Genomic DNA, 23165 nt, shown 5'->3' on the forward strand with positions numbered 1-23165 from the left:
ATAACCGGTATTGCCGCAAACTTAAAAATTACCAAACAAACAGCCGAAAAAAACAGCAGCATGTAGCGGTAAATATTTTCGGTAAAATTGAGGTTTTTAAATTTGAGAGAGAGCAGCGGCAATTCGGCAACCAGCAGCCAGCAGTTGATGACGATAAAACTGTACAAAAACCAATGGCTTAAAATTATGCCGGTAAAAGAAGCATTGCCCTGCAATAAAATCAGAGGAAAAGAAGCCGAAAATAGGGCACTTGCAGGCGTGGGCAAACCGATAAAACTGTTGCTTTGCCGCGTATCAATATTAAACTTGGCCAGGCGCAACGCTGAAAAAACAGCGATAAAAAAAGCACCGAAATAACTCCAGGTTAAATGATTTGGATCCTCGTTCGGCAGATAAAATAAATGGTAAATAATAACGGAAGGCAAAACCCCAAAGCTGATCATATCAGCTAGTGAATCCAACTGCTTGCCTAAATCCGAATGCACTTTGAGCAAACGCGCAGCCATTCCATCTAAAAAATCAAAAAAAGCAGCGGTAAAAACAGCATAAGCCGCATAATCTAACCTACCGTGAAAAGCAAAAACAATACCTGTGCAACCGCTAAAAAGGTGTGCACAGGTTATTGCGTTTGGAATGTTTTTCTTCATTATGGAGTTGTAGGTTTTAAGTTTTACGTTCTAAGTTCTGCAAGGCGCAGTAAACTTGCAACGTAAAACTTATCACTTAAAACCTCTTAGCTGTTCATGCTGATTAAAAATTCTTCGTTGGATTTTGTCCCGCGGATTTGGCCTTGTAAAAACTCCATCGCTTCCTGCGAGTTCATATCGGCTAAATGATTTCGTAAAATCCAAACGCGTTGTAAGGTTTCTTTATCTAACAATAAATCATCACGGCGTGTGCTGGAAGCCGTAAGGTCAATGGCAGGGAAAATCCTTTTGTTGGACAATTTACGGTCGAGCTGTAGCTCCATGTTGCCGGTTCCTTTAAATTCTTCAAAGATCACCTCGTCCATTTTAGAACCGGTATCAATTAAAGCCGTTGCAATAATGGTTAAACTTCCGCCGTCTTCAATATTTCGCGCAGCGCCAAAAAAGCGTTTTGGTTTGTGCAAAGCATTGGCATCAACACCGCCGGAAAGTATTTTGCCGGAAGCAGGCGCAACCGTATTGTAAGCACGTGCCAAACGGGTAATTGAATCTAACAGAATCACCACATCGTGTCCGCATTCGACCATGCGTTTTGCCTTTTCCATCACAATATTGGCGATTTTTACATGGCGTTCTGCGGGTTCGTCAAAAGTAGAAGAAACCACTTCGGCACGAACGCTACGGGCCATATCGGTAACTTCTTCCGGGCGTTCGTCAATCAATAAAATGATCAGATAAACTTCTGGATGGTTTTTGGCAATAGCATTCGCCACATCTTTTAACAAACTTGTTTTCCCGGTTTTTGGCTGGGCAACAATCAAACCGCGCTGGCCTTTACCAATCGGCGTAAACAAATCAATAATGCGGGTAGAATAATTGCTGGCTTCCGAAAACAAGTTCAACCGTTCCTGCGGGAACAAAGGCGTTAAAAAATCGAAAGGAACACGGTCGCGCACTTCAGAAGGAATGCGTCCGTTGATCGCTTCCACCCGAACCAATGGAAAATATTTTTCGCCTTCTTTTGGTGGACGGATGCTTCCGCGAACGGTATCACCAGTTTTTAAACCAAACAATTTAATTTGCGATTGTGACACATAAATATCATCCGGGGAAGACAGGTAGTTATAATCGGATGAACGCAGAAAACCGTAACCATCGGCCATAATTTCCAACACGCCTTCGTTTACAATTACGTTATCAAAATCCAGGTTTATCGCTGGTTCTGCATGTTTGTTCGGCAAATTGCTGGTGTTGGTTTGCGGCTGGTTGTTCTGGTTTCCGTTGTTCTGGTTTCCGTTGTTTTGATTGTTGTTGTTCTGGTTGCCGTTGTTGTTATAACGCTTCTCAAATTTAGGCTGCCGGTTATCTGTTTGTGGTTCAGGATAACGGCGAACCGGCTCGGCAGTAGGGCTTGGTGCAGATGAAGCCGGAACATATCGAGGCATTTGGCCGTCTTGCTGTTCAGTTCTCGCTTGAACAGGTTCTGCGTTAGGAAAAGCAATTTCTGCAACGGCACCTGCGCTGCTGTCTTTAGCAACTTTAAGTGTCCGGGTCCTTTTCCGTGGTTTATCGTCTGCCGTTTCAGATTCGGTAGTGGCGGCGGCAGGCGTTTCTGCTGTATTTGTAGCTGCCTGGGCAGGTATTTCTGCAACGGCCGGCGCAGCTTCTGCCGCTTTTGGCTTTCTGCCGGGTTTGGCTTTTTCGGGCACTGGCTGTTGTTTTTTGCTGATTTCGGTGATCAAGTCCTGTTTGCGTAAATCTTCTGCCTGGGCAATGCCCATCGTTTTGGCTATTTCACGCAACTCAGATACGAGCTTGTCGTTCAGTTCGGAGGTATTAAACATGCGAAGGAATAATAATGTATTATCTTTTTAACTTAAGATTAAATGGTAGCTGTAATTTTTTCTGTGCTGATGCCGTACATCTCAGTTTTTACACTGATAAAAACCATTGGAGAATGATCTGCTATTTTGAAATGCAGGAAAACCGTCAGGAAAACGATGCAATTCTAAATAATAATTCTAACTAATCAAACTATTTGTGCAAAAAATTTATGCTACTGTTTTTATCGGCATAAATTGTTTATTTTGAATCACCTAAAATAAAAAAATGTTCTCCAAACAGCAATTGATTGATTCCATCCGCCAAAAAAAATCTTTTTTATGCATTGGTTTAGATACCGACCCCGAAAAAATACCTGCCTTTTTGCACAGTTTCCCAAACCCGGTGCTGGAATTTAACCGCCGTATCATTGATGCCACGCACGATCTGTGCATCGCCTACAAACCCAACACTGCTTTTTACGAATGTTATGGTGCAAAAGGTTGGCAAAATTTAATTGATACCTGCAATTATATTCCTGCTGCCAATTTTAAAATTGCCGATGCCAAACGCGGCGACTTGGGCAACACGGCCGAAATGTATGCCAAAGCTTTTTTCAACAAAGCAATATCGGGGATGGAGTTTGATGCCGTTACGGTTGCGCCTTACATGGGCAGCGATTCGGTGATGCCTTTTTTACAGCATAAAAATAAGTGGGCCATTTTGCTGGCACTTACCTCCAACCAAAGCCATCAGGATTTCCAGTTGATGGAAAACGAAGATGGCACTTTGTTTGAACAGGTTTTGCAAAAATCACAAGCTTGGGGAAACCCGGAACAGATGATGTATGTAGTTGGTGCTACGCGGGGCGAAGCTTTTTTAAAGATTAGAAAAATCGTTCCGAACCATTTTTTACTGGTTCCAGGAGTTGGGGCGCAAGGCGGAAGTTTGGAAGAAGTTTGCAAATATGGAATGAATGCAGATTGCGGTCTGATCGTAAATTCTTCCCGCGCAATTATTTATGCATCTGATGGCCGTGATTTTGCAGAAGCTGCCCGGGCCGAAGCTTTACAAATTCAACAAACCATGAAAACGGAACTGGAAAAACACGGCTTTTTGGAACAATAAAATTTTTTGTTTGATGGTTTAAGGCTTGTTTGATTTTTTTAAAATAATTCTGATGCTTCTTTTACCGCATAAAAATCATTGCCTTTTTGTGGTTTCTAAAACAATTTATTTCAACACCAAATTTATAGGCATAAAAGAAGCATCAACATATTTTAGTGTATCAATTTAAACAGGCCGTAACATTGAGGCAAAATTTAAGGTGATAAAAACAGTATCAAAACATGAAAAAATTTCTGTTTTAATAATGACAAACAGAAAATCACCTGCATTGTATTATTGTTAAGCTTAATCAGCAGAATAATACTACTTTTCAGAAATCTTTAAAAACCATGCAAACCCCTTCTGATCCCAAAAAATTTCTTTCTATTGATATTGGCGGTTCCCACATCAAAGCTACCGTTTTAGATCAGGAAGGAAAACAAATTAAAGAATACGAAAAAATTCAGACACCAAGCCCTGCCTCTCCGGAGAACCTGATGCAAGCCATTAAAACACTGACAAAAGATTTCCCGGCATATGACCTGATTTCTGCCGGTTTCCCAGGCTATGTTAAAGACGGTACTGTTTTTACCGCACCAAATTTAGGGACAGACCTTTGGCGCAACACCAACCTAAAAAAATTACTGAAAGATAATTTAGGCAAAGATGCCATTGTGGTGAACGATGCCGACATGCAGGGCATGGGCGTAATTGGCGGCAAAGGTTTTGAAATGGTGATTACACTTGGCACCGGTTTTGGCACGGCTTTATTTTTTAACGGAAAACTGTTGCCGCATTTGGAACTGGCCCATCTACAAGTTACCAAATCCAAAACTTACGATGTGTATCTGGGCGATAAAGCTTTGCACGAAATTGGCGCCGGCCGGTGGAACAAACGCGCAAAAAAAGTGCTCGACAATTTTAATACTGTTTTTAACTATGATTTTTTGTACATCGGCGGCGGAAATGCGAGCAAAATAGATTTTAAGTTGGAAGGCAATGTCAAAATTGTATCTAACCGCGAAGGCATCAAAGGCGGCCCAAGATTGTGGCAGCAGGACGAAAAGCCGGTTTAAAAAACAATTACAGCAAATACATCTTACACCTTTTTATATTAAATTAAAAAATAATGAATGTAGAAACTCAAAACGTTGAACAGCTTGGTATTGATACGGTAAGGGTATTATCGGCCGATGTTGTTCAGAAAGCAAATTCAGGCCACCCGGGCGCGCCGATGGGCCTTGCAGCAGTAGGGCATGTTTTATGGTCTGAAGGCATGAATTACAGCCCAAGCAATCCCGAGTGGCCAAACCGCGACCGTTTTATCCTTTCCAACGGCCACGCTTGTGTGCTTCAGTATTGCTATTTGCATCTCACGGGTTATGATTTATCAATGGACGACCTGAAAAACTTCCGTCAGTTAAACAGCAAAACTGCCGGCCATCCTGAATATGGTTTGGCACCGGGTGTAGACGTAACCACCGGTCCATTAGGTCAAGGTTTTGCAAATGGCGTAGGTTTCGCCATCGGCCAAAAACATTTGGCCGGCCGTTACAACCAACCAGGCCATCATATTTTTGATTATAAAATTTTCGCCATTTGCAGTGATGGCGATTTAATGGAAGGCGTAACTTCCGAAGCTGCTTCTTTGGCTGCCCAGTTAGAGTTGGGCAACATGATTTACTTGTATGATGACAACCACATCTCTATTGAAGGTGATACCGATATTACTTTTACCGAAGATGTGTCTGCGCGTTTTGAAGCTTACGGTTGGCATGTGCAGGTTGTAGAAGATGGCAACGACATTGAAGCGCTAAAAAATGCCGTGCATAATGCTAAAATAGAAATTCGCAAGCCTTCGTTGATAAAAGTACGTACACATATCGCTTATGGCAGCCCAAACAAAGTAGATACTGCCGGCGCACATGGTTCTCCGCTGGGCGAAAAAGAAGTTAGGTTAGTTAAAGAAGGTATGGGTTTTGACCCCGACCAATCTTTTGTAGTGCCAAAAGAAGTATCCAATTATTATTTGGAATGCGGAAAAAAAGGCACGGCAAAAGAGCAAAAATGGAACGAAGCTTACGAAGCCTATAAAAAGGATTTTCCGGAACTGGCAGCAGAATATGAACTGTTGAGCAGCGGTGGTTTACCGGAAGGCTGGAAAGACAACCTGCCTGTTTTTAAAGCCGAAGAAGGCAAAATAGCAACACGCAAAGCATCCGGAAAAGTACTGAATGCAATTGCGGCATCGCTTCCGGGGCTGATTGGCGGTTCTGCAGACCTTTCCCCATCAACCGATACCAACTTAGATAAATACGAATCGTTTACCGCAGAAGACCGTACCGGAAGGAATTTTCATTTCGGTATCCGCGAACACGCAATGGGCTCGGCTTTAAACGGCATGGCTTTAACCAAAGGTATTATCCCTTACGGTGCAACTTTCCTGATTTTTTCAGAATATATGCGCCCGCCGATTCGTTTGGCGGCCATCATGAAAATCAAACCAGTTTTTATTTATACGCATGACAGTATTGGTTTGGGCGAAGATGGAACGACGCACCAACCGGTTGAGCAGTTAATTTCCCTGCGGTCTATTCCAAACATCACTTTAATCCGCCCAGGTGATGCCAACGAAACTGCACAGGCATGGCGCGTAGCCATTGAGCACAAAGGCGGGCCGATTGTTTTGGTATTGACCAGGCAAGGTTTGCAAACGATTGACCAGGATAAATATGCCAAGGCAGAAAATTTAGAAAAAGGCGCTTACATTTTGTCTGATGTTGAAAATCCGCAATTGTTATTAATTGCAACCGGTTCTGAAGTGGCTTTGATTATGGACGCACAAGCCAAGTTAAAAGAGCAAGGTATTGCAGCACGCGTAATCAGTATGCCGTCTTGGGAATTGTTTGAAAAACAAGATGCCACCTACAAAGAAAAAGTATTGCCAAAAGCATTAAAAAAACGTTTGGCAGTAGAAGCCGGTTCAACTTTAGGCTGGCATAAATATGTAACAGATGAAGGCGCAATTATCGGCATGACTACTTTTGGCGAATCGGCACCGGCAGAAGAACTGTACAAAGTTTTTGGTTTCACGGTAGACAACGTGGTGGAAAAAGCCAAAGCTTTGCTTGCATAAAATATACCGATAAAAGAAGCATCGGCCTGCTTCCTCTCATTTAGGAGAGGGTTGGGGTGAGGTTGCTTCTTTTACCACCTTAAAATCAACAACAATGAAAGTAGGAATTGGCGCAGACCACGGCGGTTTTGAATTGAAGGAAATGCTTCGGGACTATCTGAAAAATTTGGGGCACGAAGTGATTGATTTTGGTGCGGCATCATTAGCGCAAGGCGATGATTTCCCCGATTATGTAATCCCTTTAGCCAAAGCCGTAGCAAGCGGGGAGTTAGAACGCGGTATTGCCGTTTGCGGTAGTGGCGTTGGTGCCTGCATTGCGGCCAATAAGGTTTCCGGCGTTCGTGCTGCTTTGATCACCGATCATTTTTCTGCCCATCAAGGTGTAGAAGACGATAATATGAATGTTATGACCATCGGCGGTCGTGTAGTTGGTTTCAATGTGGCACAAGAACTGGTTACTTCATTTTTAAATGCCAAATTTATTGGTGCCGAAAGACATTTGCGCCGCCTGGAAAAAGTTCATCAAATAGAAAAATAACCCTTAAAAGAAGTATCATGGAACCTAACAGAGTTAAAAAAATACACGATTTCAAACAAAGTATCTGGCTTGATTTTATCGACCGTAAAATTATGAATACCGGCGAAATGCAGAAGTTGATTACCGAAGATGGTGTAAGAGGTGTAACTTCAAACCCGGCCATCTTTGAAAAAGCTTTCAGCAGCAGTTCGGATTATGATGAGGATATTGCCAAATTGGCGAAAGAAGGCAAAAGTAACGACGATATTTTTTATGGCGTTGCAGTAGAAGACATCAAACGTGCTGCAGACATGTTTATGCAGGTTTACGAAGATGAAGTAAAAGGTGCGGATGGTTATGTAAGTTTGGAAGTATCACCACGTTTTGCAACAGATACCGAAGCTACAACTAAACAAGCTTTGGAATTGTGGAAAGCCGTGCACAAAGACAACGTGATGATCAAAATCCCGGGCACAAAAGAAGGGTTACCTTCTATCCAAAAATGTATCGCCGAAGGCTTGAATATCAACGTAACATTGCTTTTTGGTTTGGATAGATACGAAGCCGTTACCGAAGCGTACATTGCCGGTTTGGAAGAACGTGCCAACGCAGGCAAAGATATTGAATACGTGTCTTCTGTAGCCAGTTTCTTTTTAAGCCGTATTGATGTTTTGATTGACCCAATGTTGCAGGAAAAAGGGTTGGCAGATTTAAAAGGCGAAGTTGCCATTGCCTCCGCAAAAAAAGCATACGAAATTTACAAACGTGTTTTTAGTAGCGAACGGTTTAAAAAGTTGGAAGAAAAAGGTGCCAAACCGCAACGTTTGCTTTGGGCAAGCACCGGCAGCAAAGACCCGGCGTATTCTGATGTAAAATATGTAGAAGCACTGATCGGCCCTGATACCGTTGATACCATTCCTTTGGAAACATTGGAAGCATTCCGTGACCATGGAAATGCGGCCAATACTTTAGAAACAGGTTTGGATAAAGCAACCGAAGTTTTGGCAGCGATAAAAAAAGCAGGTATTGATATTGATGCCATCACCAAGCAGTTGGAAGAAGAAGGCATTGAAAAATTTAACAAACCTTATGATAAATTGCTGGCCGCCATTGAAGAACAAAAACAAAAAGCCTCAGCCTGAAACCTCAAATAATGGAAGCTGGTTATCCTAAAGTTTTGTTTTTGGATGTTGGCGGTGTATTGCTGACCAATGGTTGGGGGCATGAATCGCGGCAACTTGCAGCAGAAAAATTTAACATCAGTTATGCAGACATGGAAAGCCTGCATAACTTGATTTTTCCCGTTTATGAGATAGGCAGCATAACATTGGATGAATACCTCGATACGGTTGTTTTTAACCATCCGAGAGACTTTACCCGCGAAGATTTTAAATCTTTTATTTTTTCTGAATCAAAAGAACTTCCGGATTTGTTGCAATGGCTGAAAGCATGGAAAAAAGATTGTGGTTTTCGCATCATTTCCATCAACAATGAAGGGAAAGAGTTAAACGAATACCGCATTAAAAAATTTGCCCTGCACCAATGTTTTGATGCTTTTGTTTCTTCCTGCGAAGTTGGCCTGCGCAAACCAGACCCTTCCATTTTTAAATTGGCCATGGGCATTGCACAAGCAGTGCCAAAACAATGTTATTATTTTGATGACCGGCCGATGCTGGTGGAAGCGGCAAGAAGAACAGGGATAAACGTATTTCAGCATATCAACTTTGAATCTACCAAACAGATTATAGAAAATATACAAACACAACCTTAATATTAAAAAAAATGCCGGACAACAAATATACTTTTGGAATGATTGGGTTAGGAACCATGGGCAGAAACCTGTTGCTCAATATGGCCGATCATGGTTTTAAGGGTGCAGGTTATGATAAAGATACTTCTAAATTGGATCTGCTGCACTCAGAAGGCGAGGGAAAACCCGTACAAGGATTTCCAACTTTACCCGAATTTGTAAGCAGTTTGCAAAAACCCCGTGCTTTGATGATGCTGGTGCCTGCCGGAAAAATTGTGGACAGCGTAATAGAAGACCTGATCCCATTGATGGAAGAAGGCGATATTATTATTGATGGCGGAAACTCTCATTTTACCGATACCGACCGCCGCGTTGCCTACTTGCAAACTAAAAAATTGCACTTTTTTGGCATGGGGATCTCCGGAGGGGAAGAAGGCGCGCGTAAAGGCCCAAGCATGATGCCGGGCGGTGATAAAGAAGCTTATTCTTATGTAGAAAATATATTCAACGCTATTGCAGCCCAGGTAGATGGCGAACCTTGTGTTACTTATATTGGCCCGGGCGCTTCCGGACATTTTGTAAAAATGGTACACAATGGCATTGAATATGGTTTGATGCAACTGATTGCCGAAACTTACGGTTTGCTGAAGAACGGTTTGCAATTGGACGACCAGGCCATACAACAAGTTTTTACAAAATGGAACGAAGGCAAGTTGAAATCTTATTTGCTGGATATTACCAAAGATATTTTCAACTTTAAAGAAGAGGGATCCAATGAACTTCTTTTAGATACTATTAAAGATGAAGCCCGCGCCAAAGGGACCGGCAAATGGACTTCACAAATTGCAATGGATTTGGAAACACCTGTCCCAACCATTGATACGGCCGTTTCCATGCGCGACCTTTCCAAGTACAAAGACTTGCGGGTAAAGTTGTCAGAAATTTATTCGGAACAACTTCCTTTATCAACACAAAATAAGGATGATTTTATCAACCACATGGAACAGGCTTTGTATTTCAACATGATCATGACTTATACCCAGGGCATGCATTTGTTGTTCAAAGCTTCTGTTGCTTACAACTACAACCTTAACCTTGCAGCAATTGCCAGCATTTGGCGCGGCGGTTGTATCATCCGTTCGGAGTTTTTAAATGTGATTACCAAAGCGTACAACGACAACAACAAATTAGAATTGTTGCTAACAGACGGAACGGTACAAGGCTTGGTTAAAGAAGCAGAAAGCAGTGTGCGTACTGTTCTTACCGCTGCCATACAAGCCGGAATTTCAGTTCCTGCTTATGCTTCATGTTTAAGTTATTACGATACTTTCCGCACAAAAAATATGCCTTCGAACCTCATTCAGGCTCAGCGCGATTATTTTGGCGCGCATACTTATGAATTGATTGGCAAAGAAGGGACTTTCCATACTGAGTGGCAAGCCATCCCTTCCCATAAAACAAATAATTAACATGCTTCTTTTACCGGTTATTTTTTAAACATCTATTGTGAACAAAACCATGAAATCAACCAAAGATCAGCCTACTGTTTTTGTAATTTTCGGTGGCACAGGCGATCTGAACTGGCGCAAGGTTACGCCTGCACTTTACAATCTATTTCTGGATAACTGGTTGCCTGATCAATTTTCGATCATTGGTTCCGGCAGGACAAAATTATCAGATGATGATTTTAAGAATAAAATGCTCGACGGTATCAACCAGTTTTCAAGAAGCGGAAAAGCTGACCCCGAGAAATGGGCCAAGTTTTCAGAACGTGTTTTTTATCAAGCGGCAGATTTGAATGATGCCGAGACTTACAAAGAGTTTGGCAACCTCATCAATAACTACGAAACCGAGTGGAAACAGGAAGCCAACGTAATTTATTACCTCGCTGTTGCACCCCAGTTTTTCTCGGTAATTGCAGAGAACATTTCTAAAAGCGGTTTAGCGAAAGACCCGGACAAAACACGGATTGTAATCGAAAAACCATTCGGCCATGACCTGGAATCTGCAAAATCGCTAAACCAATTGTTGAGCCGAATTTTTCAGGAAAAGCAAATTTATCGCATAGACCATTATTTGGGAAAAGAAACGGTACAAAACATTCTCACCTTTCGTTTTGCCAATTTACTTTGCGAACCGCTTTGGAACCGAAATTATATTGAGCATGTACAGATTTCGGTTACTGAGCAATTAGGCGTGCAAGACCGCGGCGATTATTATGAAGGGGCAGGGGCGATGCGCGATATGATCCAAAACCATATTTTGCAATTGCTTTGTTTGGTGGCAATGGAAGTGCCGGTTAATTTTGGTGCAGACGAAATCCGGAACAAGAAAGTAGATGTGCTGAATGCCATGCGGCCTTTCACTTCAGAAAACATTAAAGATCGTGCCGTACGCGGCCAATATGGCAAAGGCTGGATAGAAGGCAAAGAAGTGCCGGGTTATCGCCAGGAAGCCAAAGTTAAACCTGATTCTAATACCGAAACTTTTGCAGCCGTTAAGTTTTTTGTAGATAATTGGCGTTGGCAGGATGTGCCGTTTTACGTTCGTACCGGTAAAAGAATGCACCAATCGGCATCAGTTATAACGATACAATTTAAAGATGTCCCTCACTTGGTTTTTCCTGCCGAAGCAACCGATAGTTGGCAGCAAAATCGCCTGATTATCAGCATTCAGCCCGAAATGAGCATCCGTTTACAAGTTCAAGCCAAAAGGCCGGGCGTAGATATGGTAATTAATACGGTTGATATGGTATTTGATTACAAAGGCAGCTACGACAACCCGGCCCCGGAAGCTTACGAAACACTTTTGCTGGATACCATGCAAGGCGACCAGACTTTGTTTATGCGAGCTGACCAGGTAGAAGCAGCCTGGGCGTTGATTATGCCAATCTTAAATACTTGGGAATCCAAAAAAAGCTCTAAATTTCCTAACTATTCTGCCGATTCTTGGGGGCCGGAAGTAGCAGAAGCATTAATTGCACGTGATGGTTTCCATTGGTTTACTCTTTCAAAAAAAGAATGATCATGCAAACAAAACTAAATATCTTTCCTACTGAACAGGAAGTACTTCAACATATTGCCAACTATTTTACGGAAATTGCCAGCCAGGCGGTCAAAGAAAACGGCATGTTTAATGTTTCGCTTTCCGGCGGCAGTTCTCCAAAAAAACTGTACGAAATGCTAGCTTCTTCTGATTACAAGGAGAAAATAGCCTGGGACAAAATTTATTTTTTCTTTGGTGATGAACGTTATGTTCCGGCCGATGACCCGGACAGCAATTTTTTGATGGCAAAAAAAGCATTGTTCGACCCGCTTCAAATCCATTCTTCCCAAATTATTCCAGTAAATACAACTTTGTCGCCAGAACAGGCTGCCGAAGCTTATGCCTCGGCTGTTTACACACATTTTAAACCTTATAATGCCAAGTTTGATTTGGTTTTGCTGGGTTTAGGCGATAATGCACATACGGCTTCGCTTTTTCCGCATACCACTATTTTACATGAAGAAGAATCATCTGTAAAAGCAGTTTGGCTGGAAGACCAGCAGGTTTATCGTATTTCGATGACGGCCGCCATGATTAATGCCGCACACCATATTGCTTTTTTAGTTTACGGTGCTGGGAAAGCAGAGGCGGTGCATCAGGTTTTGGAAGAAAACGAAAATATCGAACAATATCCGGCACAATTAATCAAAACAGAAAACGGCGATTTGCAATGGTTTTTGGATGAAACTGCGGCATCGAAACTGGCTGAAAAACATTAATACTTCTTTTACCCTATAAAAATCAGGATCCCTAAAAAAGCGGTGGTTTGTAAAAATCATCGCTTTTATTTTGTTTACTGCGAACAAAACAACCTCAATCACGTCTGATTTTTAAAATACATTAACCTTAAAAATATGAGATTCGAAAATAAAATCTGCTTAGTTACCGGTGGTGGTTCCGGTATTGGCCGTGCAACTTGTATCCGTTTTGCTTCCGAAGGCGGTACCGTTATTGTTGTGGATATTAATGAGCAGCACGGAAACGAAACGGTAAGCCTGATCCAGCAACATAAGGGCAATGCGCTTTTTATCAAAACAGATATTGGTAATGCCGATGAAGTAAAAAGCTGTGTAAAAACAGTAACTGATAAATATCAGCGTATTGATGTGCTAGTAAATAATGCGGCCTTTATGACTTTTACCAAAATTGTAGATCTGGCTGAAAGTGATTGGGACAAGGTGCAAAACATCAACTTAAAATCCGTTTTTCTTTTTTGCAAATACGCTATTCCTTTCATGAAAAACGGAGCTGTAGTAAATACAAGTTCTGTACATGCACATGAAACTACAGCCAATGTTTTGCCTTATGCAGCAAGCAAAGGTGGGATGGAAGCCTTTACGCGCGGACTTAGTTTGGAATATCAACCTAATCAGGCGCGTTTTAATTGCGTGGCGCCAGGTTCGGTAGATACGCCGATGCTTTGGTCAAACCCGGACATTAAAGATGGGGTGGAAAAAATGCAGGGCGCCATAGGCAAACCGGAAGAACTGGCTGCTGCAATTTGTTTTATGGCTTCGGATGAAGCTTCTTTTGTTAACGGCACGACTTTGGTTGTTGATGGCGGCCGCTTAGATATACTTTAAACCAGCTATGAAAAACAAATTTATGTTTGCCACTGGTATCGAAAATAGTTACCCTACTGTTTTTATCAATGGAAAAAAGGTAAGGGTTGACGAACTCGAAAAAACCGGCCATTACAAAAGATGGCAGGAAGATTTCGGGTTGGTTAAGGATTTGGGCATCGAATACTTGCGGTATGGCCCGCCTTATTTTTCTACCCATATCGGCCCCGGAAAATACGATTGGACCTTTGCCGACGATACTTTCAACGCTTTAAAAGAATTACACATTACCCCAATCGTTGACCTTTGCCATTTTGGTGTGCCGGATTGGTTGGATAACTTTCAAAACCCCGATTTCCCTCAATACTTTGCAGAATATGCTTTGGCTTTTGCAAAAAGATACCCGCACCTTAAATTTTATACGCCTGTAAACGAGATTTTTGTTACCGCTTCTTTCTCCGGGCAGTATGGCTGGTGGAACGAAAGTTTGTCGAGCGACAGAGGTTTTGTAACAGCGTTGAAACATTTATGCAAAGCAAACGTGCTGGCGATGGAAGCGATTGAAAGGGTGCAGCCTGATGTAACCTTTATCCAAAGCGAATCATCTGAGTACTTTCACCCCGAAGACCCTTCCTGTTGTGCGCTTGCTGATTTTTTAAATTTGAAGCGTTTTTTATCGCTTGATCTTTCTTACGCACATTCCATCAAAGTTCCGCATTATAAATATTTGATGGAAAACGGGATGACGGATGCCGAATACGAATGGTTTATGAACAACAAGATACGTGGAAAATGTATCATGGGAACAGATTACTATGTTTCGAACGAACACATAGTTCACAGCGACGGCTCTACAAGTCCGTCAGGAGAAATTTTTGGCTATTATGTAATCACCCATCAGTATTATACCCGTTATCGTTTGCCGGTGATGCATACCGAAACTAATATTGCCGAACCAGCTTCTGTAGCTTGGTTGCAGAAAGAATGGGCAAATTTGTACCGTTTTATGCAGGACGGTTTTCCGATTGTTGGTTTCACCTGGTATAGTTTGTTGGATCAGGTGGATTGGGAAACCGCGCTGAGGCAGGATAATGGCAATGTTAACCCTTTAGGTTTGTATGATTTGAACAGAAAAATCAGACCAGTTGGCGAAGCTTATCAAAATATTATCAAAAACTGGCGGCCAGTGTTGGATAACGAATCTTTAAATGTGAACTTCAACACTTAAAAATAGGTGGTAAAAGAAGCATCAGTTTAATCAAAATTTAAAATTGGCATCGGCATCAGGGTTATCAACCTTGGTGCTTTTTCTTTGGTTATTGATGATCACGTGCATCATATTGATCTGCTCGGGATGTTGTTCGTACAATAAATCATCGTGTACTTGTACTTCTTTTATGGCATTAATTCCTTTAACCTCAAAATAACTCCAAGCACCATCTTCCTGGATTTCGTAGCCGATAAAGTTTAAGTTTAACACTTTTCCATCAGCCTTAATAAGCAAATGTTTCTTCACATAATCGTTGATGAGCTTGTTGATTTGCGCTTTATCTTTCGGTTTCACAATATCCAATTGCACATGGTATTGTTTTTCCAAAGCCTTTTCCAGGTCGTCATAAAACATCCGGCAACTAATTTCGATGGAATGGTTCGTTGGGTTTTGTTTGATTTCGGTAACGCTTACATAAAACGGATGGAAAATTCGGAACCAGGAAATCAGCAAAAGGTGTAACATGTTTGTATGCTTTTCAAATTATCTTTCAAAAAAAGCTATAATTAGCCACATTAACCAATACTTCTTTTATGCCGGATTTTTCTTTGTACTTTCAGCTTGGCATCCAGCACATTTGCAACTGGCAGGGCTATGACCATATTCTGTTTGTAACCGTGCTGTGCGGCATTTACCAATTGCAGGATTGGCGCAAAGTTTTGATTTTGGTTACCGCTTTTACCATCGGCCATTCCATCACGCTGGCTTTAAGTGTTTTTAATATCATCCATATCAACACTTCTTTGATTGAATTTTTAATCCCGGTTACCATTGTAATCACAGCCATAAATAACATTGGTAAAAGAAGCATCGCACAAAAAACCATTAACCTGACTTATTTTTTGGCTTTATTTTTTGGGTTGATCCATGGTTTGGGCTTTTCCAACTATTTAAAAAGCTTGTTGGGCAAAAGTACCAATATCGTGGCGCAATTGTTCGCTTTTAATGTTGGTTTAGAGTGCGGCCAGGTTTTAATTGTAATTTCTGTATTACTTTTGTCTTTTTTACTGATTAAAACTTTCAAAATCAAACCTGCCGACTGGAGTTTTTTTCTATCTTCGGCTATCTTTGGCATTGCTTTAATGCTATGTATTGATCGTTTCCAACAAATTATTTTTAGATGAAGAAAATTTATCTCGCTATTTCCTGTATCGCACTGTTCAGTTCGGCTGTCCGAGCGCAATACGATAACAACCCCGGCTCCAACCACGGCAACAAGTTTGAGCAGTTGGGTACGATGATTTCCGACCCGAACATGTTCCGTTCTGCTTCCGGTGCGCCAGGCTCCAAATACTGGCAGCAACGCGCGGATTACGAAATCAACGCCACGCTGAACGACGATAAACAGCGTTTAGACGGCACCGAGACCATTACTTATTTCAACAATTCCCCCGATCCCTTAACCTATTTGTGGCTGCAGTTGGACGAAAACCAGCACCGCAAAGATTCGCAAGGCAGCACGGCCAGCGAAAGCAAGATGCAGGAAAAGATGAGTTTGCGCCAACTGCAATCCATCATGGGCAACAACTTGGATTTGGGCGACCATGTTTTGAGTGTAAAAGATGCCAGCGGAAAAGCAATTCCTTTTACCGTTAATGAAACCATGATGCGTTTGGAACTGCCTAAAACCCTGCTTCCCGGCGAAAAATTTAAGTTTAAAATAGCTTGGTTTTACAACATTTCTGATCGTTTGACGATCGGTGGCCGCGGCGGTTACGAGTACTTTCCGGAAGATAAAAATTACCTGTACACCATGACGCAGTGGTATCCGCGGATGGCCGTTTACAGTGATTTCCAGGGCTGGCAAAACAAGCAGTTCATCGGCAGCGGCGAGTTTGCTTTGGCTTTCGGAAATTTTAAAGTTAACATTAATGTACCGGCAGATCATGTGGTTGGTGCAACGGGTCTATGCCAAAATTACAGCCAGAATCTATCTACAGCACAATTAAAACGTTGGAACCAGGCACAAACATCCAAAGAACCGGTTGAAATTGTAACACTGGCCGAAGTGAAAGACCGTATGAAAGGCCACGCACAAGCACGTAAAACTTGGACGTATGCTGCAGAAAATGTGCGCGATTTTGCCTGGGTTTCTTCCCGCAGGATTGTTTGGGACGGAATGTCAACCCAAATTGAAGGCGGCAAAAAAGTAATGGCCATGTCGTACTACGGCCCGGAAGCTTATCCGCTTTACCGCCGTTATTCTACCAAAGTGGTGGCGCATACGCTTAAAGTATATTCTGCGCATACTTTCCCTTATCCGTATCCAAGTGCCATTTCGGTAGAAGCATCCAACGGAATGGAATACCCAATGATCTGCTTTAATTATGGCCGTGCCGAAAAAGACGGAACCTACAGCGAAGCAACCAAAAACGGGATGATTGGTGTAATTACGCATGAAGTTGGCCACAACTTTTTCCCAATGATTGTAAATTCGGATGAGCGGCAATGGACTTGGATGGACGAAGGTTTAAACACGTTCTGCCAGTTTTTGGCCGAGCAGGACTGGGACAACAACTTCCCGTCGCAGCGCGGTCCGGCTTATAAAATTGTGGATTACATGAAGCTGCCGAAAGATGAGTTGGAACCGATCATGACCAATTCTGAAAATATTGCCCGTTTTGGCCCGAATGCTTATGCCAAACCTTCTACGGCTTTAAATATTTTGCGCGAAACGGTAATGGGCAGAAAGTTGTTTGATTACGCTTTTAAAACCTACGCGCAACGCTGGGCTTTTAAACATCCAACGCCTGCTGATTTTTTCAGGACGATGGAGGATGCTTCGGCCGTTGATTTGGACTGGTTTTGGCGCGGCTGGTTTTACGGAACCGATGCGGTTGATATTTCTTTGGATAGTGTAAAAGCTTACACCATCAACACCAAAAACCCGGAAACCAATGCAGCTTATGATCGTCAGCAATACGAGCGCAATAACTTACAGCACATCAGCGCACAAAGAAATAGGGAAGAAGGGACGAAATTTGCGGTGGAAGCAGATACTTCTTTAAAAGATTTTTACGGCAAATTTGACCGTTTCTCAGCAACGCCGGTTACCAAAGAAAGCTACCAGGCGATGTACAATTCGCTTTCGCCGGAGGAAAAACAGTTTTACGAAAGCAAGAACTACTTTTACCAGTTGAATTTAAGCAACAAAGGCGGTTTGGTGATGCCGCTGATTGTGGAATGGACTTATACCGACGGAACAAAAGAAGTTGACCGGATTTCGGCCTACATCTGGCGAAAGAATGAGCAAAAGATTTCTAAAGTTTTTGCCAAAACAAAAGAAGTAAAATCAATCAAAATTGATCCTTACCGCGAAACGGCCGATATTGATGAAGAGAACAATAGCTGGCCGCGCAGCTTTACGCCATCACGCTTTGAATTGTTTAAGCAACAAACTTTGCCACGCGGCGTAACTTCCGGCGGAAACCTGATGCAGCAGCAAAGCACAACAAAAAAGACCCCGTAAAAGAAGCATCCCCAAAAACAGATGTATAAACAGCAAAGCCGGAACAAATTGTTCCGGCTTTGCTGTTTATTTAAACTTGTCTTTCTGTAAAATATGCTGTGTTCAGCTTACTTGCTGTTCATAATTATATATAAAAAATGCCAATGCTTCTTTTACCCTATAAAAATTGGTGCCTGTTTCAATTTAAATAAAACCGGGTGTTTACCAATTTTTAGGCGATAAAAGAAGCATTGGTATGCTGTCAAATAAATTTTAAGGCACTTAATGTTTTTGCTTATTATTATTTCCTGTTGTGTCGTTCGGCGGCACCGTGTTTTGGATATTGTTGGTGCTATCACCAGCATGAACGGTATCCTGACGTCCCAGACCGTAATTTTTATGCTTGCTGTCGCAAGTTGTTGTTAAAAAAAGGATAACCAATGCAGAAAATAAAAGGGATTTGTTTTTCATGATGCTTCTTTTACCAGTAAAAAATTTTAATAATTGTAATGCTGCTTATTTAACAAGCCAAGCAATAAAAGTTTATAATTGTGCTGCTAATTTATTTACAATTATCGGATAACCGTAACATATCCGCCATAGTTTTTAGTTCCGTCCCTCAAATTCAAAACATAATAGTAAGTGCCCACCGGAACTTCTTGTCCGTTATAACGCCCGTCCCAAGCTGTGCCGTAGCCAATTGAATGGAACATCCTTTGTCCATAACGGTTATAAATATCCATGATACAGTCCGGGTAGCGGTCTAAATTTTTAATGTTCCAAACATCGTTTGTGCCATCATTATTTGGGGTGAACGTATTCGGGATGATTGGAATTTTCAAAATACGGATAGAAATGGTATCGGTAGCCGTACAACTATCGGTAGAAGTTACGGTAAGGCGGTACGTGATGTCATCCGTAGGCGTTGCAACCGGGTTGGCAATACGCGGGTTGCTGAGGCCGGTAGCAGGCGTCCACAGGTAACTTAAAATCTTGCCCGAAACTTTAGGCGAAAGCCTGGCCTGATCGCCAATATGCACGTATAGGTTTTTGCCGGCATCTAAAACAGGGGTCGGGTTTACGGTAATGGGCTGTGAAAGCGAATCGGCACAACCGCTGCTGTTGGTGAAAACGTATTTAATCAGGTGCGTGCCAAGGCCGGCAGCAGCCGGGCCAAACAAGCCTGAGGCAGAAACCCCGGCACCAGAATAAACGCCTTTTCCTACACCACCGCTGATTTCTGCCGCTTGTGTAATTTGGAAAGGGCTAACTTCCTGGCAAACGCTACCCAATGCGGTAAACACAACTTTTGGCGTTGCGTTGATGGTAATGGTTTGATCAAGGACATCCATACAAGTTATCCCGGAATAAGCAACCATCCGAACGGTGTAAGTTTTGGTGGCAGGCGTGTTAAAAGGATCGTATTGGTGCGTGTATATTTTGCCGACCGTTGGGTCTTCATCAGTCAGGTCAACGGTTTTTTTGTTCTGATAATCAAAATACCATTCAATTTTGGTGATCGAACCCACATCAACGCTTGCACGGTTTTCAAAATTAATTGGCGAAATACTGCAAACATTGCCGGTAGTAATAATATTGAAAGCTGCTTTAGGCATTGATCCGTTTACCTGAAAAGGTTTAGTGATGGTAGCCGAACTGCCATCATCAGCCGTAACCGTAAGCATGATTTGGTAAACTTGTGCTTTGCCGAAACGGTGTACCGGGTTTTTATCGGTTGAAGTATTTGGGTTGGATGCGTTTGCATCGGCATCGCCAAAATTCCATGAATAAGTTAAAGTGGCCGCTGTGCCAACCGAATCGGCAGTTAAATCCAAGAATTGGGACGAAAGGTCGGCAGAACAAACTTCCGGCGATTTAAAGTTTGGTTTGTAACCTGGCTTTGCCGTTACCGATTGTGTAACCACGCTGGTACAGCCTGCATCAGAAACAACTGTTAAAGCAACTTTGTAAGTTCCGGCAGCAGCATAGTCATGCTCGAATTGGTTGGCATCCGTGCGTGTAGCATTTTTCCCGTCTCCAAAATTCCAGTTCCATTTTACTATTTTGCCAACGTTGATTGTTGAAGCATCTTTAAAAAACACGGCATCATCTTTAAACACCGAATTTTTAGTGGTAAAAGAAGCATTCGGCAGGTTATTTACCTTGATGTATTTTTGAATGGTCGTTTGGCAGCCGCTTTCGGAAATGGCCGTTAAACTTACAGTATCCGTGCCAGGCAAAGTATAAACATGCGTTGGGTTTTGCAAAGTAGAAGTACTGCCGTCGCCAAACTTCCAGATCCAGCTTTTTACCGTTTTGCTGCTATCGGTACTTTTATCAACAAACCTTACGGTATCGCCCAAACAAACGGTGGCCGGCATGGTAAAAGCAGTAACCGGCGCACTGTAAACGGTAAACGGAAAATTATACTTCTGGTCGCCAATTGGGCAGCCGCGCGATGACGGGGGCAGGTTGGCTGTAATATCTACACTGTAAACACCGGCTTTGTTAAAAACGGCCGGTTTCGGGATGCTGTAAACATAAAAAGGCTGGTTGTTGATCGTTGTGTCGCGGGCAACCGGGTTGTCCTGTATAATAGGGGCCATGTTGGAAGGGCTAACCCGCCATTCGATATGTTTTGTTGGAACGTTTAGCGTTAACTGCAAAAAATACTGATCGTAAACACAGGCACTGGTGATGGACAATTTGGAAATAGGGTCAACAACCGTAGCGGTAACGGTGGTGGCCAGGTTTGTACCGGCAGAATAAGCATAGGATTCTACTTGGCCAAAACCATAAGCAATGGCATTAAAGCCATCGTCCGCAGTCAGGTTAAAATTATTGGTGCGCAAGCCATTCAAGTTAAGCTGAAGGTAAGAGTAACCGGGCAATTGCGCTATCGGGACAAAAGGCGTGGAAGGTACAGCACCATTGATACGAAAACTTGCTACCGACGTTGTTTTTATCAGCACATTTATGTACTGCTCTGAAATATTTTCCCGCGTTGAAGAATAAACAGTTATGTTTTTGATGCTGTATTCTATTGGGTTAAGAATTACCATATCCGGATCTCCTGGTATGTTCAAACTGGGTATTATGTTTGAACAACCCGCTGTTAAAGCAAATTGTGCTACACTAATAGGTTTATCGGCAGTGATGCTGGCAGGTGTACTATACGGGTTCGGGGATGAATAAAATTGCCCCGTATTTAATGTAGCAACGGTCGCACCATTAATCCGAACTGTGGTATTGTCATATGCAGCCACTACCCGAATGTAATTTCCTAATGTTCTTTCTGTAGGGGCAGTTCTGCCCGGTGCAACCATACTAAAAGGAATAAAGCCATACGTTCTCCCCCAACTTTCAATAGGATAATTTTGCTGGAACAATGGGTCATATGATCTTGGGAAGCAGGAAGCATCATTGATAGTTGTACCGCTGCTTCCAGAAAACATAGCAAAACGCTTGCAACCAGATGTAACGCTATCAACACTTGCAGAAACTCCGGTTAAATCATCAGAAGAAAGATATTCGTACACATCGCCAACATTGGCAAGTGTAACGCCGCCAGCAACCAGATTAGTAGTTCCGCGTTTGATAAAAACTTTTGTATTCGCTTCGCTGGCAACTAATGTAATGTAATTCTGACCAGTTCCTGTTTGTGTTGAGTTTAAGTTTTGTATATAGTTCATGCTATAATACAGTTGCCCTAAGGCTTTAACAGGCAAAATGAGAGATGCTGCTGATCGTTCACCGGCAAAAATATGAGAATAAACAACAACGTTTGGCTGCCCGGCATCAACTACAATATGGATGGCACGGTTAGTTAAGACCCGGCCACTTTCAAAATTAGCAATATAAGCACTGGAACGGGGAACCTGGATTTCGGTAACGGTATTGGCAACAACAGTAAACTTTTGGGAGAAACCGCCGACAGAAACTGTACCAGAAGAATTGGATTTACCAGTGATAAAAACACTGATGTTGGCAAGTTCTGAAGCGGTGTTTGGAAGGTGCGTAGGAAAAACAGACCAAAACTCCGCGCCTTCGTTGGATATGACTTGTGCTTTTGCCCAATTTATGGTGGATAAAAGAAGTATCAATAAACCCGGTAAAAATTTAGATAGTTGTTTAATCATATCATCTTTGACAAAAAACGGGTTTGTTTACTTCATACCAACACCTACGAAAATAAAGTCAGCCCGGCCTTGTTGTTTTAACGCAATATTTTCAGTACATATTATTGGCCACAACGTTATTAAATCTTAACCAATACCAACAGTTTACCAACAGCAACGGATAAGCCGAAGTTTACGGTTTTAGCAGGATAAAACAACATTTTTGGTTTAAAAATTCAGGCTGATCGGTTTCAACTAATATACACACGTTATCAATTTTTTCCGCTGTTTTCAGCATTAAAAATACAAACATTTTATTTAAGTTGAGGGGAGGTGAATCGGATAGCTAAATTGATTTTTGATTTACGGTTTATACTATTATAAGGATGGGAAATTTTAGATGCTTCTTTTATCGGCATAAATTTCAACTGGCTGGGTTTTGCCTGACATAAAAAATATAATCAGTTGGCGGCAACATTTCAACTCCCGCCAGTTTTAAATGTTGCCCAATTTGCGCGCGGTAATGTGTACCATGATTTAGCACATGGGTTACAATTTCGCTGATTGTATTTTCATATTGGTTGCCGGTAGAATTTGTATAATGGATAGTTGCATCCAAATCAGTAACGCCGTTAACAAATGCTGGCGGTCGTAATTAAACAGTTGTGTAAAATAAGTTTTCATGATACGGATAAGAAAGACCAAAGCAAGATAAAGTTTTTTTCTGTTTTGTATTTACTTGTA

At 42.1% G+C, this 23165-nt stretch carries 18 protein-coding genes and 1 pseudogene; 13 read left to right on the plus strand and 6 right to left on the minus strand.

All coding sequences use genetic code 11. From position 1 onward, the window contains the following. Together pssA and rho are read right to left on the minus strand one after the other, a co-directional pair. Positions 1 to 647 (minus strand): CDP-diacylglycerol--serine O-phosphatidyltransferase (gene pssA, locus Q0192_RS08215; RefSeq protein ID WP_299288755.1); only part of this gene is annotated, 647 nt, incomplete at its 3' end. Between the two features lie 86 nt (positions 648 to 733). Further along, positions 734 to 2491 (minus strand): transcription termination factor Rho, encoded by a 1758-nt coding sequence (rho, locus tag Q0192_RS08220; RefSeq protein WP_299288757.1) that lies wholly within the window; start codon positions 2489 to 2491, stop codon positions 734 to 736. 265 nt (positions 2492 to 2756) lie between these two features. On the opposite strand from rho, the gene pyrF reads away from it, so the two are divergent. The 11 genes from pyrF (at position 2757) to Q0192_RS08275 (ending at position 14813) form a co-directional block, all read left to right on the plus strand. Next, positions 2757 to 3596 (plus strand): orotidine-5'-phosphate decarboxylase, encoded by an 840-nt coding sequence (gene pyrF, locus Q0192_RS08225; protein WP_299288760.1) that lies wholly within the window; start codon positions 2757 to 2759, stop codon positions 3594 to 3596. 329 nt (positions 3597 to 3925) lie between these two features. After that, positions 3926 to 4651: an ROK family protein gene (locus Q0192_RS08230; RefSeq protein WP_299288763.1), complete on the plus strand. Its 726-nt coding sequence runs from the start codon at positions 3926 to 3928 to the stop codon at positions 4649 to 4651. A gap of 53 nt (positions 4652 to 4704) precedes the next feature. Continuing rightward, positions 4705 to 6711: a transketolase gene (gene tkt, locus Q0192_RS08235; protein ID WP_299288766.1), complete on the plus strand. Its 2007-nt coding sequence runs from the start codon at positions 4705 to 4707 to the stop codon at positions 6709 to 6711. Between the two features lie 94 nt (positions 6712 to 6805). After that, entirely contained in the window at positions 6806 to 7249 is a 444-nt protein-coding gene (locus tag Q0192_RS08240; RefSeq protein WP_299288769.1) for an RpiB/LacA/LacB family sugar-phosphate isomerase, read from the plus strand. A gap of 17 nt (positions 7250 to 7266) precedes the next feature. After that, a complete protein-coding gene (gene tal / locus Q0192_RS08245) occupies positions 7267 to 8370 on the plus strand; it encodes a transaldolase (RefSeq protein WP_299288771.1) in 1104 nt (367 codons plus the stop codon). 11 nt (positions 8371 to 8381) lie between these two features. Then, positions 8382 to 8999 carry an HAD-IA family hydrolase gene (locus tag Q0192_RS08250; protein ID WP_299288774.1) on the plus strand — a complete coding sequence of 206 codons (618 nt, stop codon included), beginning with the start codon at positions 8382 to 8384 and terminating at the stop codon, positions 8997 to 8999. Between the two features lie 11 nt (positions 9000 to 9010). Continuing rightward, positions 9011 to 10447, plus strand: coding sequence for an NADP-dependent phosphogluconate dehydrogenase (gndA, locus tag Q0192_RS08255; RefSeq protein WP_299288776.1), 1437 nt, complete (start codon positions 9011 to 9013; stop codon positions 10445 to 10447). Between the two features lie 49 nt (positions 10448 to 10496). Beyond that, on the plus strand, positions 10497 to 12002 hold the full coding sequence (gene zwf, locus Q0192_RS08260; protein ID WP_299288779.1) for a glucose-6-phosphate dehydrogenase: 1506 nt from the start codon (positions 10497 to 10499) through the stop codon (positions 12000 to 12002). 2 nt (positions 12003 to 12004) lie between these two features. Beyond that, positions 12005 to 12742 carry a 6-phosphogluconolactonase gene (gene pgl / locus Q0192_RS08265; RefSeq protein WP_299288781.1) on the plus strand — a complete coding sequence of 246 codons (738 nt, stop codon included), beginning with the start codon at positions 12005 to 12007 and terminating at the stop codon, positions 12740 to 12742. 135 nt (positions 12743 to 12877) lie between these two features. Then, positions 12878 to 13606, plus strand: coding sequence for an SDR family oxidoreductase (locus Q0192_RS08270; RefSeq protein WP_299288783.1), 729 nt, complete (start codon positions 12878 to 12880; stop codon positions 13604 to 13606). A gap of 7 nt (positions 13607 to 13613) precedes the next feature. Then, positions 13614 to 14813 carry a family 1 glycosylhydrolase gene (locus tag Q0192_RS08275; RefSeq protein ID WP_299288786.1) on the plus strand — a complete coding sequence of 400 codons (1200 nt, stop codon included), beginning with the start codon at positions 13614 to 13616 and terminating at the stop codon, positions 14811 to 14813. A 30-nt stretch (positions 14814 to 14843) separates the two neighbouring features. Here the strand turns inward: Q0192_RS08275 and Q0192_RS08280 are convergent, their stop codons facing one another. Beyond that, entirely contained in the window at positions 14844 to 15320 is a 477-nt protein-coding gene (locus Q0192_RS08280) for a DUF6702 family protein (protein WP_299288788.1), read from the minus strand. 68 nt (positions 15321 to 15388) lie between these two features. On the opposite strand from Q0192_RS08280, the gene Q0192_RS08285 reads away from it, so the two are divergent. Both Q0192_RS08285 and Q0192_RS08290 read left to right on the plus strand, forming a co-directional pair. Continuing rightward, entirely contained in the window at positions 15389 to 15979 is a 591-nt protein-coding gene (locus tag Q0192_RS08285; RefSeq protein WP_299288791.1) for a HupE/UreJ family protein, read from the plus strand. Beyond that, the gene (locus Q0192_RS08290) at positions 15976 to 18324 is read left to right on the plus strand and encodes a M1 family metallopeptidase (RefSeq protein ID WP_299288793.1); all 2349 of its coding nucleotides are present in this window, start codon (positions 15976 to 15978) and stop codon (positions 18322 to 18324) included. Before Q0192_RS08285 ends, Q0192_RS08290 begins: the two co-directional genes overlap by 4 nt. A 261-nt stretch (positions 18325 to 18585) precedes the next feature. On the opposite strand, the gene Q0192_RS08295 is transcribed toward Q0192_RS08290, so the two are convergent. The 3 genes and pseudogenes from Q0192_RS08295 to Q0192_RS08305 all read right to left on the minus strand — a co-directional run. Then, the gene (locus Q0192_RS08295; protein ID WP_299288795.1) at positions 18586 to 18774 is read right to left on the minus strand and encodes a hypothetical protein; all 189 of its coding nucleotides are present in this window, start codon (positions 18772 to 18774) and stop codon (positions 18586 to 18588) included. 101 nt (positions 18775 to 18875) lie between these two features. Further along, complete coding sequence (locus tag Q0192_RS08300) at positions 18876 to 22442, minus strand: PKD domain-containing protein (RefSeq protein WP_299288798.1); 3567 nt, start codon at positions 22440 to 22442, stop codon at positions 18876 to 18878. A 403-nt stretch (positions 22443 to 22845) separates the two neighbouring features. Further along, positions 22846 to 23043 (minus strand): annotated as a pseudogene (locus Q0192_RS08305) (DinB family protein); the annotation flags it as partial. Positions 23044 to 23165: the final 122 nt, after the last annotated feature.

Origin of the sequence: uncultured Mucilaginibacter sp. (assembly GCF_937859865.1) — a bacterium.
Lineage (GTDB): Bacteria > Bacteroidota > Bacteroidia > Sphingobacteriales > Sphingobacteriaceae > Mucilaginibacter_A.

What these genes read in the sequence shown, in the direction of transcription:
- Q0192_RS08285 (WP_299288791.1), top strand. Translation starts at nt 15,389, where the DNA reads ATGCCGGATTTTTCTTTGTACTTTCAGCTTGGCATCCAGCACATTTGC.
- Q0192_RS08290 (WP_299288793.1), top strand. Translation starts at nt 15,976, where the DNA reads ATGAAGAAAATTTATCTCGCTATTTCCTGTATCGCACTGTTCAGTTCG.
- gndA (WP_299288776.1), top strand. Translation starts at nt 9,011, where the DNA reads ATGCCGGACAACAAATATACTTTTGGAATGATTGGGTTAGGAACCATG.
- rho (WP_299288757.1), bottom strand. Translation starts at nt 2,491, where the DNA reads ATGTTTAATACCTCCGAACTGAACGACAAGCTCGTATCTGAGTTGCGT.
- Q0192_RS08250 (WP_299288774.1), top strand. Translation starts at nt 8,382, where the DNA reads ATGGAAGCTGGTTATCCTAAAGTTTTGTTTTTGGATGTTGGCGGTGTA.
- pyrF (WP_299288760.1), top strand. Translation starts at nt 2,757, where the DNA reads ATGTTCTCCAAACAGCAATTGATTGATTCCATCCGCCAAAAAAAATCT.
- Q0192_RS08275 (WP_299288786.1), top strand. Translation starts at nt 13,614, where the DNA reads ATGAAAAACAAATTTATGTTTGCCACTGGTATCGAAAATAGTTACCCT.
- Q0192_RS08240 (WP_299288769.1), top strand. Translation starts at nt 6,806, where the DNA reads ATGAAAGTAGGAATTGGCGCAGACCACGGCGGTTTTGAATTGAAGGAA.
- Q0192_RS08300 (WP_299288798.1), bottom strand. Translation starts at nt 22,442, where the DNA reads ATGATTAAACAACTATCTAAATTTTTACCGGGTTTATTGATACTTCTT.
- tal (WP_299288771.1), top strand. Translation starts at nt 7,267, where the DNA reads ATGGAACCTAACAGAGTTAAAAAAATACACGATTTCAAACAAAGTATC.
- Q0192_RS08270 (WP_299288783.1), top strand. Translation starts at nt 12,878, where the DNA reads ATGAGATTCGAAAATAAAATCTGCTTAGTTACCGGTGGTGGTTCCGGT.
- pgl (WP_299288781.1), top strand. Translation starts at nt 12,005, where the DNA reads ATGCAAACAAAACTAAATATCTTTCCTACTGAACAGGAAGTACTTCAA.
- zwf (WP_299288779.1), top strand. Translation starts at nt 10,497, where the DNA reads ATGAAATCAACCAAAGATCAGCCTACTGTTTTTGTAATTTTCGGTGGC.
- Q0192_RS08280 (WP_299288788.1), bottom strand. Translation starts at nt 15,320, where the DNA reads ATGTTACACCTTTTGCTGATTTCCTGGTTCCGAATTTTCCATCCGTTT.
- Q0192_RS08230 (WP_299288763.1), top strand. Translation starts at nt 3,926, where the DNA reads ATGCAAACCCCTTCTGATCCCAAAAAATTTCTTTCTATTGATATTGGC.
- Q0192_RS08295 (WP_299288795.1), bottom strand. Translation starts at nt 18,774, where the DNA reads ATGAAAAACAAATCCCTTTTATTTTCTGCATTGGTTATCCTTTTTTTA.
- tkt (WP_299288766.1), top strand. Translation starts at nt 4,705, where the DNA reads ATGAATGTAGAAACTCAAAACGTTGAACAGCTTGGTATTGATACGGTA.